We start from the raw sequence: 21,361 nt of genomic DNA on the forward strand, positions 1-21,361 counted from the left end.
CCAACGATTGTTAGGATTGCTTATCATCTCTAATACGGCCAATCAGCAGTTCTCCCGCAACGGTTAATTGCGTCACTGAAGTCAAGTCCAAAGTATCCTTATTGGCATGGAAAAAAAGAGGTGTCATCTCGGCAAATGTTTGAACATGCTCTGATGGCATAGACCAAGTCTTAGCAATCGTCACACGCTCCAAAAGGTCACAGGACTCTTGAAAATGTTCCAGAACATCCTGGTTCGAATAAGCCTGCGCCTCCGGTAACAATTGGCGAAACTCTTTAAGATGATCCTCATGAGGAATAACCTTAAAAACCAAGCCATAATCAGACAAAAGTCGTCCAAATTCTTGATAATTAGCTGGTGAAAAAATATCTAAAATCACATCAATACTATGTTCACGTAAAGGCAATTGAGCCAAATCGCCAACAAACCAAGCTACGTTTTTCTGAGGATTTTGACGTGCCGCAAGAAGGATTGAATCCTTAGACAAGTCAAAGGCCATGAAATCCTTGTCAAACTCTTGAGCCAACTGACGGCTATAATAGCCTTCACCACAGGCAACATCTAGAACGTGCGAGTGTTTAGGAAGGTCACGCAAGTGCTCTGAAATCACCTCCAGAATAGGATCGTAATAGCCTGCCGCAAGAATCTGACTCCTCTTTTCAAAAGAAGCCATATCATAGTGCTTATCTCCCTTGGTCTGTCTCAAAAAATTAACAAAGCCCTGCTTGGCGATATTAAAGGTATGCCTATTCTGACAAACCAAGCTAGACAAATCCAAATGCATTGGCGCCTGACAGATAGGACAAGCAAAAAGACTCTCTTGATCTTTAAAAACACTAAATTTGGCCATAAATCCTCCTTAACACAAAAAAAGAGCACACACCTGAAATCGCTTAGGGCTGCTGGATTCCTCCCCTGACCCGCTTCACGCACAGATGTTGCTCCGAAAAATATTATACCATAAATTGAAGTGATTGCAAGTAGAGAACTTATGATAAGACTAGCTAGACCTACCCCTATCAATCCCTATTATCTTCTTCTGTCAGTATAACCTTCGATAAAACATAAGACTTACCATGGTGACATTTATGTCACTACTTTTTTATTTCTCGACACCTTATAATAAATCCATAGCTTGAGTAAAGCACCAAAAGCTAGTGACATGGCTGACTTTATTGAAAGGAGAAGTCATATTTAACATATCTCTTAACTCGTGGTGAGAGGGTATGAGATTTAAAAACTCACCAAAAATAAAAAAAGGAGAATGACAATGATTAACAAAGAAATGAAGGCAGCTGACCTAGCCTCAGTAACAGGAGGCGGATGGAAGACTAACCTTGCCATTGGAGGGCTCTGCCTAGCTTCAGGACCTATTGGAACTATGGTATGCCTTGGAGCCTACAATGGCTACATGGACTCTGCGAGATAAAAGAAAGGACATATGAACAATGACTAAGACCATTAACAATCGTAAAAACATGACTACTCAAGAACTTGAAACTGTATCAGGTGGAGTGGTTCCTTGGGCCGCTATTTCTGTTGGCATTGCTGCTGCAAAACTGACTTATGACCTTAGCTATGCTGCAGGTAAGTCTTTCTATAACCTCACCCACTAACTAACAGAACTCGGCTGACATCTCAAAGATTTTGAGGATGATAACTCATGAAACATATAAACAATCAAACAAATAATACTACTGCTAATCAATCACCTAAAATGAATAACTATTTACTCGTAAAAATAGCTTTAGCTGGAATTATCAGTAGCCTACTTCTGATACTCCTAATCAACCTTATCTTTTATGTACGATTAGGAACACCAATTATTGATACTAATTTGAAGTCCGCTTTTGGTACTCTGATTCTCTTTATGCCTATTTTTCTTTTAACAAGTGAGAAAGAAAAAAATAAAGCATAGAAAGAGTGACCTAAATTGCCTTCAGGAAAACAAAAAAATCATCTTCCATTAAAAAGTGCAAGTCCCTTTGGACTTGCACTTTTGTTTACATCTCTTGCCTTGTTTCCAATTTAGCCAATCGTTTGGCTTCTTTTTTGCGTTCACGACTCTGACGGAAAAAGTCTTGCATAATCTTAGCACACTCTTCCTCCATGACACCAGTCTCTACTTCTACGCGATGGTTGAGACGCTCATCTCTTAGGATATCGTAAAGGCTACCCGCACCACCAAACTTTTGATTGCTTGCTCCATAGATAACTTTAGGAATACGAGCCAAGCCAATTGCCCCACTACACATGACACAGGGTTCGATGGTTACAAAGAGGGTACAATCTAACAAACGCCAATTGCCTACAGTCCTATTAGCCTCTTGAATAGCCATGACCTCCGCATGCATGATAGCTTGATTGAGCTCCTCACGTGCATTGTGCCCACGGCCTATGACTTCGCCATTTTTAACGATGACACAGCCAATTGGAATCTCTGCTTTATCTAGAGATTTTTCGGCCTCCTTAAGAGCTTCAGACATAAAAAAGTCTTTCTCTTCTTGGGTAAAGTCAAGCATTAGTGTCACTCCCGTTCCAAGATTTGCGAGACAATATCTCACTTAGTCCTTCTATTATAGCATAAGAAAAGAAATACCGAAGACCTCCATTTTAAAGGACACAAAAAAAGCTAAGACGAATCATCCTAGCTTCAAACACATTAGTCTGGTGAGTCTTAGGAATCACACCAATGTGTTCCCCCAAGGCTAGACGAAAAGTCAACGACCGCTTAACATCCTAATTCATATGTCAGTCGGAGTGTCATAGTCAATTGTCTGTGAAATCATTATACAGGCCTAAGGCCTCACAACGATAAACAAAAATGCAACTGTCTCAAACAATTGCAAGGATAGCGTTATAGTTGTGATATTTCACACTTTCCTTCCAAACAAATAATGCCTACTATAAAAGTAACTTTTATAGCTTTTTCCTTACCCATCTATAGTTTATCATGAAACCTCTATCATTTAATTTAAAAATCGGTAATAAAACAATAATATAGATTAGAAACAACTGTTAATTGTATGCATTCTTTTGAATATTTTGCTTAACATTTAAAACGTTGATATATCAACGTTTTATGGCTTCCTAAACTATTTTTTCTAGTCTATCTACACTATTAAACACCTATCATCCTAAGTCTTATCTAATTTTACTGTTTATTAGTCTAACAAGTGTTTAATATTTTATCTCCAACAATTCTTCAAAACAAGGTATGGAACAAGATAATGATTTTTTATAGAGGTTGCTTCAAAGATAGGAGACCTAGATAGCTAGTCAAAGGATAAACTAGAAGGGAAGCTCTTCTTCCAAGACGAGGTCAGCCAAGTCATTATCAGGATTATTTTCCCTAACAGCACGCTGAGCACGACTCTCCAGAAGTTGGAAAGAGGAACAAAGCACTTCAGTAACGTAATGAGTTTTACCATCCTTATCGTACTTACGGGTACGAAGCTCACCATCAAGAGAAATTAAACTCCCCTTGCTAGCATAAGATGCTAAGGTCTCAGCCAAACGCCCCCAGACAACCACTGTAATAAAATCAGCCTCACGCTCACCATTTTGCGTCTTATAGCGACGATTAACCGCAACTGTAACACGTGTAAAAGACCTATCGCTAGCAGTTTTTACCATTTCAGGAGTCGCCGTCAAACGTCCAATTAAAATAACTTTGTTATACATTTTTTTACCTCCACCTATCTATTCGTAAGCGGAAGTAAAAAAAGTGACAGATTTTGAAAAAGCAAGAATAAAAATAATATATATATCACATTATTGACTTCAATTAAATAGAAAAAAGTAAAATCTATTCGGGTGAAAAGCAGGATGAGTTCTTCAATAAATGTACTTGTCACTAAATATTAGACATCTGAAGATGAGCTGAGCTACTAGCAAAGGAAGTAGGAAGCTTGGTATGAGCTGTCGATTCAAAGAACAGTTATCGCCATACAAACTTGTCATTAGTTTACTTACTCAAATCATCCTCTGCTGACCCAGAGTTACCACTTAAAATAATTTTAACACTCCGTTTTGAAGTTCTTCTATTGATAGAAGAGAGACGAGAGTCCTTTGCCTTTTTCTTTGTAAGCTGAAATAGTTTGGAATTCACTTATTGCATACTACCAATGACCAATACTATAAAAGATAAAATATTTCCTAGCACATGAACCATCAAGGGATAGTAAATATTTCCCTTTTCATTCACATAAATAATTGAAAGGGTTACTCCGCCACCTAAGTAACCAACTGCACTGACCCACTCTGATAAAGACAAACTGTGCATATGGGTCAAGGCGAAAACAAATCCTACCACACAAATGCTTAGCCAGCTTGGCAAATGTCTCTGTAAACAATGCAATAAAATTTGACGGAAAAAGAGTTCTTCCACCAAAGGTCCAATGATACAGGCGAAAACTGCTATCAGTAGTGGTTGTTCTTTAAAGGTACTTTGTATATTAGCCTCGTTTAGTCCTTGTTCACTTAGTCCCAAAACCTGCCTCAATATTGCCGATAGTAGTCCAAAGAAAATGGTCACCAGGACAAGTAAGAGCCAGCCTTTTAAAACCCCCAAGAAAAATTTTCTTTTAGAACTTCTGACCTCTTCCCACTTTTTGAGCAATTCAGACTTAAATAAGAAGCAACCATACAAAAACATGATGGTATAAACTAAATAGGTCGTTAAAGAAGAAGGTAAGGGAGCATCAAATACTCGTATACCGTCAAAAACAAAGAGGACTGTATAGAGAATCATAAAAACAAGGACTCCCTTATGTTTGTTGTAAGCCATTGAACTTTCCTTTCTTTTATAATCATCACCAAATCTGAGTCTGACAGATAAATAAAACACAACTTGATTAATAAACTTGAAGCCACATTTTTTAGATAATTGCTCGGATAAAGTTGTTTTGGCAAATAATAGAGATTGAGAGCAATACTATTATATTTTGATGATGAACTTGGTAAGCATAAAGAGGTTCTCGAAAATTTTGAACCATTTGCCAAGACGAGCTCTCCTGAAAAAAAAGCGGCTTACTTACCGCTTCTTGTCTTATTTACCCTTTCCAGTGTTTGGCTGGATCAAAAGCCTCTCCGACTACTGCTGAATCATCAAGTTCAATAATACCACGTTTTTGTGGGGCATTTGGAAGTGCCAACTCACGTGGGGCACACATCATACCATAACTATCTTCACCACGAAGTTTTCCTGGGAAGATAAGGGCACCGCTAGGCATCATAGCACCAGGAAGAGCTACGATAGTTTTAAGACCAAGGGCTGCGTTTGGTGCTCCTGCAACGATTTGGACCTTCTTATCACCGATGTTCACTTGGCAGATGTTAAGGTGGTCACTGTCTGGATGTGCAACCATTTCATCAATTTGTCCAACCACAAAGACTGGTCCTTGTGTGTTTTCCAAACGCTCTTCAAAGCCCTCTTTAGCCAATTCCTCGTTCAAAACAGCTACATCTTGGTCTGACAAGAAAACTTGACCGTTACCTTCGATATCAATGAGGCTTGACGCTTCAAAAATATTCCAAGCAAGAGTCTTGCCTGTTTCATCAGCTGTGACACGCGCCACTTTACCTTTACGTTCTACGCTACGTTTGATGTCCTTAGTATCTTCCAAGATAACCAACAAAACGTCACCAACTTGTTCCTTATTGTATGCAAAAATCATGGGTTCTCCTTCAATAGTTCTTTTATAGATTTTAAAATCGACTGACATGCCAAGAATCGTCATTACTACCATAGCGATAACTAATCTTGTCAATTTTCCAGTCACTCTCTGTTAATTTTATGATAAATTGTTTATGGTACCAAAAGTCATTCCCATAAGAAAATTCGAGAAACATCTTAGCCTTACTCTTCATAATAAACTTAGCTCGACAGGGCTCTAACACAAAATCATAGGTGCCTGGAGAACCAAAAGAAGCTGAAAAACCTCTTTTATAACAGTTATCAGTCAAGTGTTTTTGAGCTAAAGGAGTCAACTTCTCTTTAAATTCATCAAATAACTCCATTTCTCCAGGAATAGTTTGATGTGTAGGAAGATTATTTTCCTTTTTGTAGGTGTTTATTTCTTGGTGTTTTAGGAAGATATCACTTTCAATTTTGGAATGCTCTACTAAAATTTGGCATAATTCTTCGATGATCTCCTCATTTTTTTCTGTCAGATACTTTTCTTTAGTTTCTGAAATATCAAGAGAGATATTAGGAAAGTGATTGATTTTCATCTTTTAAATCTCCGACAAAAAGGCAGTGATTTCTTCTTTGGTTTTACGAGCTTTATTGACCAAGCGTCCCAATTCTTGACCTTTCTGAGTCACGACAAAACTTGGGATACCAAAAATATTCCAAGTTTGCGCCAAAGCCATATAATCATCACGGTTGACACGCACAAAGGTCATATCTGGATGGAGGGCTTCAATTTCAGGCATAACGGGATAGATGAACTGGCAGTCTGGACACCAATCGGCAGTGAAAAAGAAAACCACCTTTTGATCACTTTCAACATAGCTTGCCAATTCTTCAAGATTCTTAGGAATAATCATGCCTGCTCCTCCTCATAGGTCAAGATATCCTCTGCATAAACAAAGCTATAGGAACGTCCATCCTCTAAGACGATACCTCCTGTAAGTCCTGGATTTTCCTTATCAGTGGGATTTGTATAAAGGACTGCGATAGTCCCCAAGTGAGATAATTCTTGTCTAATATCTTGGATTAATGCAGCCTTCTTCATTTCTGCACGTGACTGTCTATACTTCTCTGCCATTGCCAAGAGACCTAAAGCTCCTACGCCTCCAGCAAACAAGGCCAATGTTTTACGTTTCATAAGAAACATTTTACCATAATTTTAGACGAATGGGGAGAGGCTACCTATCTCTTGAGAATCGTGCTAAAATAGTAGCAAGTACTACTCAAGGAGGATTTTATGACTACCCTATTTGACAAAATTAAAGAAGTAACCGAGCTCAGTGCTACTTCAGGCTTTGAAGCTCCTGTACGCGACTACCTTCGCAAAAACATCACCCCACTTGTAGATGAGGTCCAAACAGATGGTCTCGGTGGTATTTTCGGTATCAAGCATAGCCAAGCAGAAAATGCCCCTAAGGTGCTTGTGGCTGCCCACATGGATGAAGTTGGGTTTATGATTAAGGAAATCAAAGCAGACGGGACTTTCCGTGTCGTCGAACTTGGTGGTTGGAACCCACTGGTTGTCAGCTCACAACGCTTCACCCTACACACTCGTGACGGTCGTGTCTATCCTGTCATCTCAGGTTCAGTGCCACCTCATTTCTTACGTGCTAGTGGCGGAGCTTCAAGTCTTCCTAGTGTTTCTGATATCGTCTTTGATGCTGGTTTTGCTAACCAAGAAGAAGCAAATGCCTACGGTGTTTTCCCAGGTGATGTCATCATTCCTGAATCAGAAACAATTCTAACAGCCAATCAAAAGAATGTCATTTCTAAAGCTTGGGATAACCGTTATGGTGTTCTCATGATTCGTGAACTCTTGGAAAACGTTAAGAATCAAGAACTCAACAATACTCTAATTGCTGGTGCCAATGTTCAAGAAGAAGTTGGTTTACGTGGTGCCCATGTCTCTACCACTAAATTTGATCCTGAAGTTTTCTTTGCAGTGGACTGTTCTCCTGCAGGGGATATCTATGGTAATCAAGGTAAGGTAGGCGATGGTACCCTTATTCGTTTCTTCGATCCAGGTCACATCATGTTGCCAAATATGAAAGATTTCCTTTTGACTACAGCTGAAGAAGCGGGTATCAAATACCAATACTACTGTGCTGCGGGCGGAACAGATGCTGGTGCCGCTCACTTGCAGAATGCTGGTGTTCCATCAACAACTATCGGTGTTTGTGCCCGCTACATTCACTCGCACCAAACCCTTTATGCGATGGATGACTTCCTAGAAGCACAGGCCTTCTTACAAGCTATTGTTAAGAAGTTGGATCGCTCAACAGTAGATTTAATTAAAAACTACTAAGATAAGGAGTAACCCATGATTATAGGTTTTATCGGTGTCGGAAAAATGGCAACAGCCATTATCAACGGCCTAAATACAAGCTCACATCGTATCATTATTTCAGGGTCTTCCTTGGCTCGTTCACGCCAGCTTGCAGAGGAACTAGAGGTTGAAGCGGCTGCTTCCCATCAGGAATTGTTGGATAATGCTGACCTGGTCATCCTTGGTATCAAACCTCAAATGTTTGACAAGGTACTAGCCGGTCTCAATTTTCATCAACCTATCATAAGTATGGCTGCTGGAGTGACCTTGGAACGCCTTGCTTCCCTCACCAGTCCAGACCTTCCTCTTATTCGTATCATGCCGAACCTTAATGCTCAGATCCTCAAAAGCACTACTGGTCTTTGCACTAATGATAAGGTATCCGAGGACCTTTTGGCAGTTGCCAAGGAAATCACAGACAGTTTTGGAACCACTGTTGAATTGGCTGAGAAAGACTTTGATACCTTTACTGCCCTAGCAGGTTCTAGCCCTGCCTACATCGCCCTCTTTATCGAGGCTCTAGCCAAGGCTGGTGTCAAAAATGGCCTAAGTAAGCAGGTCGCTCTGACCATTGCCACACAGACGGTTCTAGCTACTGCTGAAAATCTCAGTCTTGGTAGCGACAGTCCACATGATCTTATTGACAAGGTCTGTAGCCCTGGTGGGACTACTATCGCCGGTCTCATGGACCTTGAGCGTACAGGCCTCACCCATAGTGTAGTTTCAAGTATTGATACAACCATTGCTAAAGCCAAAAAACTATAAGAAAAAAGCTCGGAAGATTCCGAGCTTTATTTGGTATATGGCGCTAAAAATTGTAAGAGTAACAACATTGAAACCGCAATGCTATTGTTAATGATATGGGCAATGATACAGTACTCTAACTTTTGAAACTTACGATATGCTATTCCAAGGGCAAGACCCATACCTGCATATACAATCCAAACACCGATACTATTCGGCATATGAACAAGGCCAAAAAGTAAACTACTAACAATCAAGCCAACAATAGAATCTGGATTAAAGACGCGTCCCATGAGGAGCCCGCGAAAAACCAGCTCTTCCACAATCGGTGCCATAATTACCGTAAACGTTATGAGGAGGAAGGGATTCATATGGGCATTTTCTATGGCTGCCTGATTGGTGCTATTACTAACACCTTCCATCATCATGACCATAGAACCAATCCTAGTAACGATATAAATACCTAGGTAGGTCAAGCCAATCATACCCCAGGCCTTCAGGGAAGAAAGGGCCTTAAAGCCTTCGAAAAGCCCAAGACGTTTTCCTAAGAAAAGAGCTCCTGCGCTCATAAGAAGCAAGACAAAAATTAAGAGACAGACCAGCCTTATATCTTTGACACCTAAATAGATGGTTGGAACTTGATCAATAATTAGTATTAGGAAAGCTAGTAAAAAATAAAGAAAGCGTTTGAGAATTGACCCTTTGTTCATGAGAATCCACCTCTTTTCATCATTTATTTGTATCTTTATTATAATACAACAAAACTTACTTGACAAGACAAAAAGAGAACGAGAGGTGAATTTTTCAAGATAATATAGGCTCTTATCCTATTTTAGATAGGATGAGACGAATAAGAGCAAATCCCAATACTAAGCCATAGAGCAAGACTGATAAGACTGTAACATATGGCAACTGAATATTGACAAAGGCATATAGAGCAATCAAAGCAAAGATAAGCAAAAACTCTAAAATCAGAGTTGCAACTGCTGTCGCCATTAAAATCTGTTTATTTCGCTCATCATAGGCAGCAATATACATCTGGTGAAGACGTTTAGGATGAGTAAGCGTCGCAAAATAATAGATTGACAAAACATAAACCCCAATGGTAAGTCCTAAAACTAAGCCTAGAGCATAATCACTAAGACTGTTAGAGCGAATAATAAACAATCCCAAAACACCCAAAGACAAAAGAGAACAGGCTACTCGTGTAATGTATTTCTTAAACTCATCCTCTGTTTTTCTCTTTCCTACTAACATTTTTATTAACATATCTTAACACTCCCTTTATTATCCTTTATAAGAGCAATATAACTTTTTTCACTGACAACTTTAAACACTTATTCACCTTAAACGAAAAGACTGAGTAGTACACTTATGCTATTGTTTAAGATATGAACACCCATACTGTACTCGATACGCTTAGTCTTATAATATGTTATCGCAAGACCAGCTGACATAATACCATAGATGACAATTGTCTGAAGCGTAAATGCTGAGTGACCAGCCATAAAGAGAAGACTGGAAATAACAAGACCCGTCTTAAAGTATTTTCCAAAGAGCACCTTGGCTAAGAGTCCCCTAAAAATGATTTCTTCCATAATCGGAATAATAAAACCGGCGACTACTAGGTGAAGATAGAATGGTACGTGGGCAAAGATATCATTTAAAGCATCTTGATTTTCCATAGTCGCATTGTGTGTTAACTGACCAATAAAATACCCTAGAAGATCACCTAGGAAAAAGATGACGAGATTAAGAGAAGCAATCGCAACGAGACGTCTCCAATTAATCTCTTTAAGCGATAAAAGTTTAAATCTATAAGCAATCACGATAAAAATAGTCAAACTCCCTAATGCCCAAATACCGTAACCTATTTGCTCCACAAGTGAAAACTTACCATCCTGAGTAAGTAGCGGGAAAGCACCTAATAGTGTTAAATCTAAGATTAGTAGAGTGAGCGCTAAAACAATAACACCAATTTTCTTCATGACTTGTTTAAACATATCTTTTCTCCTTAATCTTCCTCAAAAATAAAGACTTCTTCAATAGTCTTTCCAAAATATCTAGCAATTTTAAAAGCTAGTTCCAACGACGCATTATAGCGACCTTTTTCGAGTGAAATGATGGTCTGTCTCGTGACTCCCATTTCATCTGCTAACTCTGCCTGACTAATCTTATTAGCCTTGCGAAGTTCCTGAATTTTTGTTTCCATGTGGTACCTCAACCTTATCGTTTATTTTCAAATAGTTAAACTCCTTACTTTTCTTTGTTAAGTTAACTTTACATTTATAGTATAGCCTACTTTACATATTTTGTAAAGTCTTTTTTACATTTTTTGTAAAGTTTTCTTTACTTATTGAATTACACATATATAGACATCGACAAATGATGCTTTCAGAGCATTCAAAAAAGCTAGCCAATCACTCGGCCAACTTTTCTGGTCTTATCAAATTTTTGATAACTTATTTAGTTTTAAGGCGCTCAACATCACGCGCAATCACCAACTCTTCATCTGTTGGAATAACAAATACTTTAACAGCTGACTCTGCTGTTGTAATATCGCCTACATGTCCAAAGACATTCTTTTCAGGATCCACTTCAATACCAAACCAAGTGAGACCATCCAAAACTGAAGCACGAACTTCCGCAGAGTTTTCACCAATACCTGCTGTAAAGACGATAGCATCCGCTCCGTTCAACACACCGAAGTATTGAGCAATGTATTTACGCAAACGATCCACATAAAGATCATAAGCCAAGGCACATTTTTCATCGCCAGCATTCTTACCAGCAATGATATCACGCATATCACTTGATTTTTCAGAAATGCCAAGAAGACCTGATTCCTTATTAAAGACGTGACGGATACGCTCAGCATCTGCCATTTCAGGCTCACGATCAATAACAAATGGAATAATCGCAGGGTCAAGGTCCCCAGTACGTGTTCCCATCATAACGCCACCAAGTGGTGTCAACCCCATTGATGTGTCTACTGATTTACCACCATCAACCGCAGTAATTGAAACACCATTTCCCACATGGGCTGTGATAATCTTAGTTTCTTCAATTGACTTACCTAACAACTTAGCTGCTTCTTGAGAAACATATTGGTGACTAGTTCCGTGTGCTCCATACTTACGGACTTGGTAGTCTGTATAGTAACGATTAGGCACTGGATAACGGTAGGCCACTTCTGGCATAGATGTATGGAAGGCTGTATCAAAAACAGCAACACTTGTAATATCTGGGAGGAGCTCCTTAAAGGCACGAATCCCTGAAGCTGCACCTGGATTGTGTAAAGGCGCTAAGGCTGACAATTCTTCAATCTTAGCCAAGGCATCTTCATCCACCAAGCTTGATTCTTTGAAATATTCTCCACCAGCAACCACACGGTGACCAACACCTGTGATTTCATCATAGCTCTTGATAATATCAAAACGAATCAAATCATCAAGCAAGATTTTTACTGCCTGAACATGGTCAGCAATATCTAGAGTTTGCGATTCTGAACGGTCATCAAATTTTACTGTTGAAACAGAATCTTTCAAGCCGATACGTTCAATCAAACCCTTAGCAAGAACAACTTCATCTGGCATCTCATATAGTTGCCATTTCAAGCTTGAGCTTCCTGCATTAATTGCTATTGTTTTTGTCATAAGCCACCTCTTTGTAAAACGCTTTCAATAATATAGTCCTATTCTAACATGTTTTGCTAGAAAATGGAATTATCTGATTTCCATTTTTGAAAATTCTCTGTAAAATCTTTGAGGACCTCTGGGTTTTGCAAATCGCTAAGTGGATAAACAAAGGTCTCAGGAGCATTTTCAGTTTGTTTTTTAAGCACAAAGATAGACTTCATGTTACGTTTATTGCCAAAAGCTGCTTCTGGAAGAGTGATAACTGCAATAATATCAGCATAGCCTGACAGCCATTTCTTAAGCAAATCACTTTGTGGGCTTGTTAAAAGATTAGTTGGTGCCAAAAGAATAGCAATACCATCTTTCTTCAAGTACTTGAGTGATTGCTCCATGAGAAGGTGATGGGCATAGGTGTGTTCACCAGTTGCTGCAACCTTGAAACGACTCGCAATCTCATCATTAGGGTAGTAACCAACAGGTAGGTCACTAATAATAACATCACTCTCTTTGAGAATGTGTGGTCGAACAGCATCTTCTTGGATGTAAACTGCACTTGAATTCACCACATCAGCAATACTAGCTGACAAATCGATAAGGAGATCGTCAACTTCCATTCCCATATAATTAAGGGTTTTCTGACTATTATTTAGAAGAGTCTCAGCCAAGTTTCCTGTCCCCGAACCAATCTCCAAAACATCTAATTGGTCGTCCTTGGTCAACCCTTCAAGTAGGTAAAGAATGATAAATCCAATAGCATCAGGTGTAAATTGGTGATTGGCTTGTAAGGCTTCCAATTGCCCTAGCTTGATAAACAAGAACTGAAAAGCGCGACGCCACTCCTCTTTGCTTAGATTAAGGGCACGTAATTTCTCGTTGTTTTTGATGATGACTTCATTAGCTACCTCAGCCCCCAAATAATAGGAATTTTGCTCAATAAGCGCATCGTAAGCATGGGTTCCAAGATCATTTTCAATGGTTTGGACATTTTCTAACAACAGCTCAAAGGCTGTCTCAATTGCTTCAAAATTCATGATTTCCTCCGTCCTTCTATCATATCAAAAAGGAAAGAGAATTTCTATTTCTGCTCCTGCTTCTTCACATAACGATAGGTCTTGATTTGGCCTTTACTGGCAACTCTAACAATCACTTGTTTGTCCTTAACCTCATAAGTCGTAGTTCCCTGAGAGAAACTAAAAGCACCTGCTTCCTTGTCCGCCAAGTCCATGGTCATCTCTGCCATGAGACGACTCTGACTGGAGATCATTTGTGCTTGGTTCTGTCTAGAGCTAGCAACCACCCGCTCCAGATAAACATGCAGAAGAAGTGTGAAAATGCCAGCCATAAAAAGAGCGTAGAGAAGAACGCCTCCCCTAACCTGTTTTTTCAAAAGCATAAACAAAACTCCTTTGTAGCCCATTTTTAAGAGTCACTTGGATGGTGACTATCTGGTTATTTTGACTAATTGTACTAGCTTTTACATTGAAAAGCATTGGTTGGTAGCCTCGACCGTCAGCATTTGTTTTTCGAAAATCAGTAGCACTTGAAAGGCCAAAAGCCAGGTCTTGATTATCCTGCTTAACATAGAGCTTGTTCCCTTCTACCTTTACCAACTGACAACCTTCTAACTCTGCCTCCATTTGTTGGACAAATAGGAGCCAGTCTTGGTTTTCTTGTTGCTTGACCTGCTTAACATTGCTCACCAATACTGTGGTCAGACCTTGATAAACTTGAACTGAACCAGCAATCACCAATAGAGCTACTAGACATTCCAAGAGGGTAAAAGCACGAACCTTGCTATTGAGAGACATGAATAATCTCCTTTCCTGATTCATAAACTGCGATACCTTGCTGGCTACGTTTTACCGTCACTGTGATGCCATTTAAGGTCAACTGATCCTGTTTGGTCTGAACTGCCATGGTTGCCACACTCAAGACCTCCTGTTGGTGGAGATTCCTAGCCATTAGCCTACGATTGGTATTGATCTGATCCAAGATAAGACCACTGACGAGTACTAAGACAGCCATTGCTACCAAGCTTTCGATAAGAATATAGCCTCTAAGAGACCGTCTTTTTATATTTACCGCTGCCCATGTTAAGCTGATAGGTCACCACCTCCTTATCACTTGAAAAACGAATCTTTGTGAGGCTAGAGTTGCCTCCTTTGGCATCAAACACTAGCGTCTGCCCCTTATCCAGATGTATATTTTTAGGAATCACCAGACTGGATTTTCCGTTACTGATTTTATCCTTGGACAACTGCAATTCAACATTGGACCCTTCCGCCGCTGCCAAGCGCTGACTATCTCGGTATAGGTACTCAAAGCGCAGATAAAAAAGATTAGTCTCAACCTGCTGAAAAATACCTGTGACTGAGCCTGATAAACTCAGAGTGAGAAAGGCAACCACTGCTAGAGTCACCAGACTCTCCAACAAGGTAAAGGCTCTAATTGGCCACTGAGCGGCTTTCGCCACCATGTTTCGCATAATAATCATTGTATGAATCTGCCTGTTTTTGCGTGATTTGACCTTCTGAAACAAGAGCAGCTAAGCTAGCTGTCTTATTATTCTTCATTTCATAAAGTTCTGCTTGAGAATCCACGACCTTGACCACAGCCGCATTTCCAGTCTCTTTAACAGAATCCTTCTGCTTGCTCAAGTTAGGTACAAAGAGCAAAAGGAGAATACTGATAATGAGAAGCACGACCAGCATTTCAATCAGTGTAAAAGCTCGTAGTTTAACGGCATTCAATTTTTTCAACATCATTTTCATGACATCATTCCTTCCATATTTTGATACATTGGTAATAGCATGGCTGCATAGATCATTACAATCACGACAGCAACAATAACAAAAATGAGGGGTTGCACAAAGGTTGTTGCCTTATTAAGACGGTTGAAGAAAGTCTGCCAAACCTCTTCAGCATAGACTTCTAACTCATAGCCCAACCTAGCATTAGCCTCTCCATAAGCAATAATTAAGGATAGTTCCTTAGTGAAGAAAGGGTGACTAGCAATACGGTCAGGAAAACTCTGTCCTAGCATCAAGGCTTCTTCTAAATCAGCCCCCAGCTCACGAAAGAGCTTTGATTTTTGCTCTTTCATTAGGGCAACTAAGTCTAGCAAGTCAATACCTTGCCCTAAGAGATTTCCCCATTCCCTAGCATAATAGGCGGTCATATATAGCCTGACAGTTTGGCCTATAAAAGGGATTTTTGCCATTCGTCGATAAAAGACAAGGGCTGACTGGCGTTTCACCCATAGATAGAGAATTAAGCTTAATACAAGCAGTCCGCACAAAATCACAAAAAAGAGCTGGGGAAAAATTTGAACCAACTGTACAGCCCAATTCTCCTTACCATCCCCCTCTAACAGTTGAGGCAGAAGATAATTTTTGAGCCCCAACATAATCAGAATCAGGAAACCCAGAAGTAGAATAGGGTAGGTCGCTACCTCCATGAGTTTCTTACGAACCTTGGTCATACGAAGCATGTAGGTTTCAATCTTAGTTAAACTCCCTAGAAGATTACCGTGCTTATCAGCAAGGGCAATCTGAGTAACAATATTGTCCGAAAAGCCCACTGACGCAAACATCTGGTCCAACCTGTCACCTCGCATTAAACTCGCTTTCATAAGAGACAAGGACGATTCTTTCAACAAGTGACTTCGCTCCAAAAAGGCTACGATTTCAGTCAAGGTAAACCCTGCCTTTAAAAGTTGTTTGAAAAGCTGGATAACCTTGAGTTGCTGATTAATCTTTAATTTTTTCCCCTTGGATATCCCCTTCAGTGAGATATCCTTGTTTAACCAAGCCTTCCAACTGCTGGTTCCAACTGGTTGACGAATGACTTTGGAAATTTTCACTGGCAAAATCAATCACACCTCCTCCCTTAATCAGACGCATGTAGGCAATCCCTTGAAGGGCATTATCCAACTCAGACTTATCTACACCAAGGTCCAGAAGACGCTCATAAACACCTGCCACACTCTTTGCGTGAATAGTTGAAAGAACAGTCACTCCCGTCAGACTAGCTCTAATAACCGCTCGAGCAGTCTCCTTATCTCGAATTTCTCCAATAATCAAAACATCCGGGCGGTGACGCAGTGATAGCTTAATCAAATTATCATAGGTCATGTCAATTGCTTGATTCACCTGAAGTTGCAAAACATTATCCTGTTTAATTTCCACAGGATCCTCAATCGAAATCACCTGCTGCCCCTTAAAACGCTCCTGAACCAACTCATGCATAAGCGTAGTCTTTCCAGAACCAACGGGACCTGCAAAGAGATATAATCCACGATAATCCAAAGCATCCATAATAGGCTGGATTCCTTGATTCCAGTACACTAATTCTCGACGTTCGGAATGTAGAACACGAATAACTAAACTTTCTAAGCCACGATAATCCCCAACGGTAGACAAACGCAGAGAAACTCTTTGACCATCACCACAATCATAGTCACAGGAACCTAGTTGACTCCTACGCTTCTCACCCACCATCATTCCCGCTACAAATTTAAAGTGACCAATAAGACTAGCCATGAAATCAGGCCGATATACATCAATTAATCTCCTCTCCTGGCCAACTCGCATATAGAGCTCGTAATTATCCTGACGTGGAATGACATAGATGTCTTGAGCCCCACAACTATCAGCATTTTTGATCATTTCCTTAGCAAATTCTGTTACCATAAGGACCTCCTCATAGACCTATTCGTAAAAAGTTTAAGAAAATGAAAAAAAGCTCGAAAATTTCGAGCTTCTGCTTTATTTAACGTTTAATTTTACAGTGGGCATGATTTGGAAGGTCATTTCGCTTTTCATATCCCGGACGGTATTTTTCCTTAGGAATTTCCTGCCAATCATCCAAAAGAGCAATTGATTGATAGACCTGCAGGTATTCATCACACTCCTCACACCAGTGCTTATCCTCTTGATCCCAAAAAGCAGTCATGACACTACTACGGCTGATATAACTTGGCAAGGTTTCTTCCATCGCAAACCAAAGTTTTTTATAGTACTTGAGGGCATCGTAAAAATTTTCAAATTCCTTAGTACTGATGATATCCTCTTGCCAGCCTTCTAGGAACCACCACGGTTCCAAATCCCCTTTCATTTCAACTACTTGGTACATTTTTCTTTCTCACTTCATCTTTGGTGTTCTTATTATACAAAATTTTCTGGAAAAGATAAAAAAAATGGTCTTATATTTTATATTTATCAAAAATAGAAGAAATTCTAGTCATATAAATACGAAAAGAACCCACAATTCATTGTGAGTTCTTTTGCTTTCGTTTTAGTCTTCAGATGATTCCACAATTGCTTCATCAACAGCAATGTTTTCAATAACTTCAACTTCGTTAACTGAAAGTGGTTCAATGTTACGGTAACGAGCCATACCTGTACCAGCAGGGATAGTCTTACCAATGATAACATTTTCTTTAAGACCAAGGAGATGGTCTTTCTTACCACGGATAGCTGCATCTGTAAGGACACGTGTTGTTTCTTGGAAGGAAGCCGCTGACAAGAATGAATTTGTTTCAAGTGAGGCTTTCGTAATACCAAGAAGGACTGGACGAGATGTTGCAGGAACACCACCAGAGATAACAATATCCTTGTTAGCATCTGTGAAGTCAGAAATGTCCATAAGTGTACCCGGAAGGAGATCTGTATCACCTGGATCCATAACACGTACTTTACGAAGCATTTGACGAACCATTACTTCGACGTGTTTGTCACCGATTTCTACCCCTTGGCTACGGTAAACTTTTTGTACTTCTGCAAGAAGATAAGTTTCAACTGACAAGGTATCACGTACTTCAAGGAGACGTTTAGGTTGGATTGAACCTTCTGTCAAGGCCGCACCACGGTGTACTTCGTCACCCACTTCAACTTTCATACGAGCTGTAAATGGAACAACGTATTCACCCATTCCAGTCTTACCTTGAACGAAGACTTTCTTAGTACGTGTTGCAGCATCTTCTTCGATTTCAATAACAGTACCCTTAACTTCAGTGATAACCGCTTCCCCTTTAGGATTACGTGCTTCAAAGATTTCCTGGATACGTGGAAGACCCTGTGTGATATCGGTATTTGAGGCTACCCCACCGGTGTGGAAGGTACGCATAGTAAGCTGTGTACCAGGTTCCCCGATAGATTGAGCGGCGATAGTACCAACTGCTTCACCAACTTCAACCGCATCACCTGTTGCCAAGTTGATACCGTAACAGTGACGGCAGACACCGTGACGTGTGTTACATGTAAAGACTGAACGGATAGTTACTTCTTCAACACCAGCATTGACAATAGCAGCAGCCATGTCTTCAGTAATCAAAGTATCTGGACCTACGATTACTTCACCTGTTGTAGGATTCTTAACTGATTTCTTAGTGTAACGACCTTGAAGACGTTCTTCAAGTGTTTCCGTAACCTCTTTACCATCAGTAATCGCACGGATGAGAAGACCACGGTCTGTTCCACAGTCATCCTCACGAATAATAACATCTTGGGCAACGTCAACCAAACGACGAGTAAGGTAACCTGAGTCGGCTGTCTTAAGGGCCGTATCGGTCATACCTTTACGCGCACCGTGAGTAGAGAAGAACATTTCCAAAACGCTCAAACCTTCACGGAAGTTTGAAAGGATAGGCAATTCCATGATACGTCCGTTAGGAGCGGCCATCAAACCACGCATACCGGCAAGTTGAGAGAAGTTAGAGATGTTACCACGGGCTCCTGAGTCCATCATCATAACGATTGGGTTCTTAGGATCTTGTGTTTCAATCAGACGTTTTTCAAGGGCTTCTTTCGCTTCACGCCATGTTGTTGTAACAGCAACATAACGGTCATCATCTGTCATCAAACCACGACGGAAGGCCTTGTTAATTTCTTCAACACGGTGGTGAGCAGCATCGATAATTTCTTGTTTGTTATCGATAACTGGGATATCGGCGATACCCACTGTCAAACCAGCAAGTGTTGAGTGGTAGTAACCAAGGTCTTTCAAACGGTCAAGGAAGGCTGATGTTTCAGTCGTACGAAGACGTTTGAAGGTTTCAGCGATGATGTTACCAAGATTTTTCTTCTTGAATGGTGCATTAATTTCCAAACTATCAATAACTGTTTGGATATCTTGACCTGGTTCAAGGAAGTACTTATCTGGTGTACTATCTGTCAAGTTCTCATTTGTTGTTTCTTGAAGATATGGAATTTCTGCTGGGATGATTGAGTTAAAGAGAATCTTACCAACAGTTGTAACCAAAATCTTATGAAGTTGGTTTTCTTTCCAAGGTTTATCAGGCATGCTATCTACTGCGATACCGACACGGCTATGCAAGTGAACATAACCATTACGATAAGCCATAACTGCCTCATCAATATCCTTGAAGACCATACCTTCACCCTCACGGCCTTCTTCTTCCATAGTCAAGTAGTAGTTACCAAGAACCATATCCTGAGATGGCGTTACGACCGGTTTACCGTCTTTAGGGTTAAGGATGTGTTCAGCCGCAAGAAGGAGCAAACGTGCTTCAGCTTGAGCTTCTTCAGACAATGGAACGTGGATGGCCATTTGGTCACCGTCAAAGTCGGCATTGTAGGCCTCACATACCAATGGGTGAAGACGAAGGGCCTTACCATCAATCAATACTGGTTCAAAGGCCTGGATACCCAAACGGTGGAGGGTAGGTGCGCGGTTAAGAAGTACTGGGTGTTCCTTGATAACATCTTCAAGAATATCCCAAATACGTTCATCACCACGTTCAACCATACGTTTAGCGGCTTTCACGTTACCTGCGTATTCACGCGCAACGATTTCACGCATCACAAATGGTTTGAAAAGTTCGATGGCCATCAAACGTGGCACACCACATTGGTACATTTTAAGTGTTGGACCAACGGCGATAACGGAACGTCCAGAGAAGTCAACACGTTTACCAAGCAAGTTTTGACGGAAACGACCTTGTTTACCTTTAAGCATGTGGCTCAAAGATTTAAGTGGACGACTACCTGGTCCAGTGATTGGACGACCACGACGTCCATTATCGATAAGGGCATCTACCGCTTCTTGCAACATACGTTTTTCGTTTTGCACGATGATACCTGGAGCATTCAATTCAAGCAAACGAGCCAAACGGTTGTTACGGTTGATAACACGACGATAAAGATCGTTCAAGTCTGATGCCGCAAAACGTCCACCATCCAATTGAACCATTGGACGAAGGTCTGGTGGCAATACTGGCAAGATGTTAAGAACCATCCATTCTGGTTTGTTACCAGACTTATAGAAGGCATCAAGAACGTCCAAACGACGAACAGCTTTAACACGTTTTTGACCAGTTGCTGTCTTCAACTCTTCTTTGAGTTCAGCAATTTCAGCTTCCAAATCCACTTGTTTCAAGAGGTCTTGGATAGCTTCTGCACCCATTTTAGCGACAAATGAACCATGTCCATACTCTTGCAATTTTTCACGATATTCACGTTCTGTCAAGAGAGATTTTGGTTCAAGTGGTGTTTCCTTTGGATCGATAACCACGTAAGCTGCGAAGTAGATAACTTCTTCAAGCGCACGAGGACTCATGTCCAAAGTCAATCCCATACGAGAAGGGATTCCCTTGAAGTACCAGATGTGTGATACTGGTGCTTTCAACTCGATGTGACCCATACGTTCACGACGAACCTTAGCACGTGTTACTTCAACACCACAGCGGTCACAAACGATACCTTTATAACGGATACGTTTGTATTTCCCACACGCACATTCCCAGTCTTTAGTAGGACCAAAGATTACTTCGTCGAAGAGACCTTCGCGTTCTGGTTTGAGCGTACGGTAGTTGATTGTTTCAGGTTTCTTAACTTCACCATAAGACCATGAACGGACCTTAGTTGGTGAAGCTAGTGTGATTTGCATACTTTTAAATCGATTTACGTCAACCACTAGTATTACCTTTCTTTTGTTCTA

Annotated in this window: 28 protein-coding genes and 1 other RNA gene; 5 read left to right on the forward strand and 24 right to left on the reverse strand. The window is 40.4% G+C overall.

What is annotated here, in order from left to right:
• Nucleotides 1–10: 10 nt before the first annotated feature.
• Entirely contained in the window at nt 11–850 is an 840-nt protein-coding gene (locus NSQ79_RS09435; protein ID WP_002887001.1) for a methyltransferase domain-containing protein, read from the reverse strand.
• Between the two features lie 14 nt (nt 851–864).
• Nucleotides 865–950: signal recognition particle sRNA small type (gene ffs / locus NSQ79_RS09440), an RNA gene on the reverse strand.
• Between the two features lie 320 nt (nt 951–1,270).
• Between ffs and NSQ79_RS09445 the strand changes: the two genes are divergently transcribed.
• The 3 genes from NSQ79_RS09445 to NSQ79_RS09455 are packed head-to-tail and all read left to right on the forward strand — an operon-like array spanning nt 1,271 to nt 1,918.
• Nucleotides 1,271–1,429 carry a class IIb bacteriocin, lactobin A/cerein 7B family gene (locus NSQ79_RS09445; RefSeq protein ID WP_002885650.1) on the forward strand — a complete coding sequence of 53 codons (159 nt, stop codon included), beginning with the start codon at nt 1,271–1,273 and terminating at the stop codon, nt 1,427–1,429.
• Nucleotides 1,430–1,448: 19 nt separating this feature from the next.
• Nucleotides 1,449–1,616, forward strand: a complete 168-nt coding sequence (locus tag NSQ79_RS09450; protein ID WP_002887002.1) for a class IIb bacteriocin, lactobin A/cerein 7B family — start codon at nt 1,449–1,451, stop codon at nt 1,614–1,616.
• Nucleotides 1,617–1,663: 47 nt separating this feature from the next.
• Nucleotides 1,664–1,918: a hypothetical protein gene (locus NSQ79_RS09455; RefSeq protein ID WP_045001373.1), complete on the forward strand. Its 255-nt coding sequence runs from the start codon at nt 1,664–1,666 to the stop codon at nt 1,916–1,918.
• An 85-nt stretch (nt 1,919–2,003) separates the two neighbouring features.
• Here the strand turns inward: NSQ79_RS09455 and tadA are convergent, their stop codons facing one another.
• The 7 genes from tadA to NSQ79_RS09490 all read right to left on the reverse strand — a co-directional run bounded on the left by tadA (nt 2,004) and on the right by NSQ79_RS09490 (nt 6,833).
• The gene (gene tadA, locus NSQ79_RS09460; protein WP_014632555.1) at nt 2,004–2,522 is read right to left on the reverse strand and encodes a tRNA adenosine(34) deaminase TadA; all 519 of its coding nucleotides are present in this window, start codon (nt 2,520–2,522) and stop codon (nt 2,004–2,006) included.
• A gap of 769 nt (nt 2,523–3,291) precedes the next feature.
• Entirely contained in the window at nt 3,292–3,684 is a 393-nt protein-coding gene (locus NSQ79_RS09465; RefSeq protein ID WP_014632554.1) for a single-stranded DNA-binding protein, read from the reverse strand.
• Between the two features lie 427 nt (nt 3,685–4,111).
• Complete coding sequence (locus NSQ79_RS09470) at nt 4,112–4,789, reverse strand: type II CAAX endopeptidase family protein (RefSeq protein WP_045001371.1); 678 nt, start codon at nt 4,787–4,789, stop codon at nt 4,112–4,114.
• A gap of 265 nt (nt 4,790–5,054) precedes the next feature.
• Nucleotides 5,055–5,678, reverse strand: coding sequence for a YtpR family tRNA-binding protein (gene ytpR / locus NSQ79_RS09475; RefSeq protein ID WP_002885779.1), 624 nt, complete (start codon nt 5,676–5,678; stop codon nt 5,055–5,057).
• A gap of 31 nt (nt 5,679–5,709) precedes the next feature.
• Nucleotides 5,710–6,234, reverse strand: coding sequence for a hypothetical protein (locus tag NSQ79_RS09480; RefSeq protein WP_014632552.1), 525 nt, complete (start codon nt 6,232–6,234; stop codon nt 5,710–5,712).
• A 3-nt stretch (nt 6,235–6,237) separates the two neighbouring features.
• Entirely contained in the window at nt 6,238–6,552 is a 315-nt protein-coding gene (locus tag NSQ79_RS09485; protein WP_002885723.1) for a thioredoxin family protein, read from the reverse strand.
• Nucleotides 6,549–6,833: a DUF4651 domain-containing protein gene (locus NSQ79_RS09490; RefSeq protein ID WP_002885838.1), complete on the reverse strand. Its 285-nt coding sequence runs from the start codon at nt 6,831–6,833 to the stop codon at nt 6,549–6,551. Before NSQ79_RS09490 ends, NSQ79_RS09485 begins: the two co-directional genes overlap by 4 nt.
• 99 nt (nt 6,834–6,932) lie before the next feature.
• Between NSQ79_RS09490 and pepA the strand changes: the two genes are divergently transcribed.
• Entirely contained in the window at nt 6,933–8,000 is a 1,068-nt protein-coding gene (pepA, locus tag NSQ79_RS09495; RefSeq protein ID WP_014632550.1) for a glutamyl aminopeptidase, read from the forward strand.
• 15 nt (nt 8,001–8,015) lie between these two features.
• The gene (proC, locus tag NSQ79_RS09500; protein ID WP_002885846.1) at nt 8,016–8,786 is read left to right on the forward strand and encodes a pyrroline-5-carboxylate reductase; all 771 of its coding nucleotides are present in this window, start codon (nt 8,016–8,018) and stop codon (nt 8,784–8,786) included.
• A 26-nt stretch (nt 8,787–8,812) separates the two neighbouring features.
• Here proC and NSQ79_RS09505 read toward each other — a convergent pair whose 3' ends face one another.
• From NSQ79_RS09505 to rpoC, 15 genes are all read right to left on the reverse strand, one after another.
• Nucleotides 8,813–9,475, reverse strand: a complete 663-nt coding sequence (locus tag NSQ79_RS09505) for a type II CAAX endopeptidase family protein (protein WP_111686674.1) — start codon at nt 9,473–9,475, stop codon at nt 8,813–8,815.
• Nucleotides 9,476–9,587: 112 nt separating this feature from the next.
• Nucleotides 9,588–10,034 carry a hypothetical protein gene (locus tag NSQ79_RS09510; RefSeq protein ID WP_013991259.1) on the reverse strand — a complete coding sequence of 149 codons (447 nt, stop codon included), beginning with the start codon at nt 10,032–10,034 and terminating at the stop codon, nt 9,588–9,590.
• Between the two features lie 77 nt (nt 10,035–10,111).
• On the reverse strand, nt 10,112–10,768 hold the full coding sequence (locus NSQ79_RS09515; protein ID WP_037601483.1) for a type II CAAX endopeptidase family protein: 657 nt from the start codon (nt 10,766–10,768) through the stop codon (nt 10,112–10,114).
• A gap of 11 nt (nt 10,769–10,779) precedes the next feature.
• Nucleotides 10,780–10,977: a helix-turn-helix transcriptional regulator gene (locus tag NSQ79_RS09520; RefSeq protein WP_002885716.1), complete on the reverse strand. Its 198-nt coding sequence runs from the start codon at nt 10,975–10,977 to the stop codon at nt 10,780–10,782.
• Nucleotides 10,978–11,227: 250 nt separating this feature from the next.
• Nucleotides 11,228–12,421, reverse strand: coding sequence for an acetate kinase (locus tag NSQ79_RS09525; RefSeq protein WP_138261572.1), 1,194 nt, complete (start codon nt 12,419–12,421; stop codon nt 11,228–11,230).
• A gap of 56 nt (nt 12,422–12,477) precedes the next feature.
• On the reverse strand, nt 12,478–13,434 hold the full coding sequence (locus NSQ79_RS09530) for a class I SAM-dependent methyltransferase (protein ID WP_138261573.1): 957 nt from the start codon (nt 13,432–13,434) through the stop codon (nt 12,478–12,480).
• 44 nt (nt 13,435–13,478) lie between these two features.
• Nucleotides 13,479–13,796 carry a competence type IV pilus minor pilin ComGG gene (gene comGG / locus NSQ79_RS09535; RefSeq protein ID WP_021144683.1) on the reverse strand — a complete coding sequence of 106 codons (318 nt, stop codon included), beginning with the start codon at nt 13,794–13,796 and terminating at the stop codon, nt 13,479–13,481.
• Nucleotides 13,774–14,211, reverse strand: coding sequence for a competence type IV pilus minor pilin ComGF (gene comGF, locus NSQ79_RS09540; RefSeq protein ID WP_045769383.1), 438 nt, complete (start codon nt 14,209–14,211; stop codon nt 13,774–13,776). The genes comGG and comGF overlap by 23 nt, the downstream gene beginning before the upstream one ends.
• A complete protein-coding gene (gene comGE / locus NSQ79_RS09545; protein ID WP_002887015.1) occupies nt 14,198–14,428 on the reverse strand; it encodes a competence type IV pilus minor pilin ComGE in 231 nt (76 codons plus the stop codon). The genes comGF and comGE overlap by 14 nt, the downstream gene beginning before the upstream one ends.
• A 31-nt stretch (nt 14,429–14,459) precedes the next feature.
• Entirely contained in the window at nt 14,460–14,888 is a 429-nt protein-coding gene (comGD, locus tag NSQ79_RS09550) for a competence type IV pilus minor pilin ComGD (protein ID WP_014632541.1), read from the reverse strand.
• Nucleotides 14,848–15,162 (reverse strand): competence type IV pilus major pilin ComGC, encoded by a 315-nt coding sequence (gene comGC, locus NSQ79_RS09555; RefSeq protein WP_037611125.1) that lies wholly within the window; start codon nt 15,160–15,162, stop codon nt 14,848–14,850. The genes comGD and comGC overlap by 41 nt, the downstream gene beginning before the upstream one ends.
• Nucleotides 15,163–15,170: 8 nt before the next feature.
• Nucleotides 15,171–16,271 carry a competence type IV pilus assembly protein ComGB gene (gene comGB / locus NSQ79_RS09560; RefSeq protein WP_138261574.1) on the reverse strand — a complete coding sequence of 367 codons (1,101 nt, stop codon included), beginning with the start codon at nt 16,269–16,271 and terminating at the stop codon, nt 15,171–15,173.
• Nucleotides 16,153–17,094, reverse strand: coding sequence for a competence type IV pilus ATPase ComGA (gene comGA / locus NSQ79_RS09565; protein ID WP_002887018.1), 942 nt, complete (start codon nt 17,092–17,094; stop codon nt 16,153–16,155). The genes comGB and comGA overlap by 119 nt, the downstream gene beginning before the upstream one ends.
• 79 nt (nt 17,095–17,173) lie before the next feature.
• Nucleotides 17,174–17,536: a DUF1033 family protein gene (locus NSQ79_RS09570; protein WP_049529260.1), complete on the reverse strand. Its 363-nt coding sequence runs from the start codon at nt 17,534–17,536 to the stop codon at nt 17,174–17,176.
• A gap of 162 nt (nt 17,537–17,698) precedes the next feature.
• Entirely contained in the window at nt 17,699–21,337 is a 3,639-nt protein-coding gene (gene rpoC, locus NSQ79_RS09575) for a DNA-directed RNA polymerase subunit beta' (protein ID WP_002887020.1), read from the reverse strand.
• Nucleotides 21,338–21,361: the final 24 nt, after the last annotated feature.

The organism is Streptococcus sp. FSL W7-1342 (genome assembly GCF_037966635.1).
GTDB classification, from domain to species: Bacteria; Bacillota; Bacilli; order Lactobacillales; family Streptococcaceae; genus Streptococcus; species Streptococcus salivarius_D.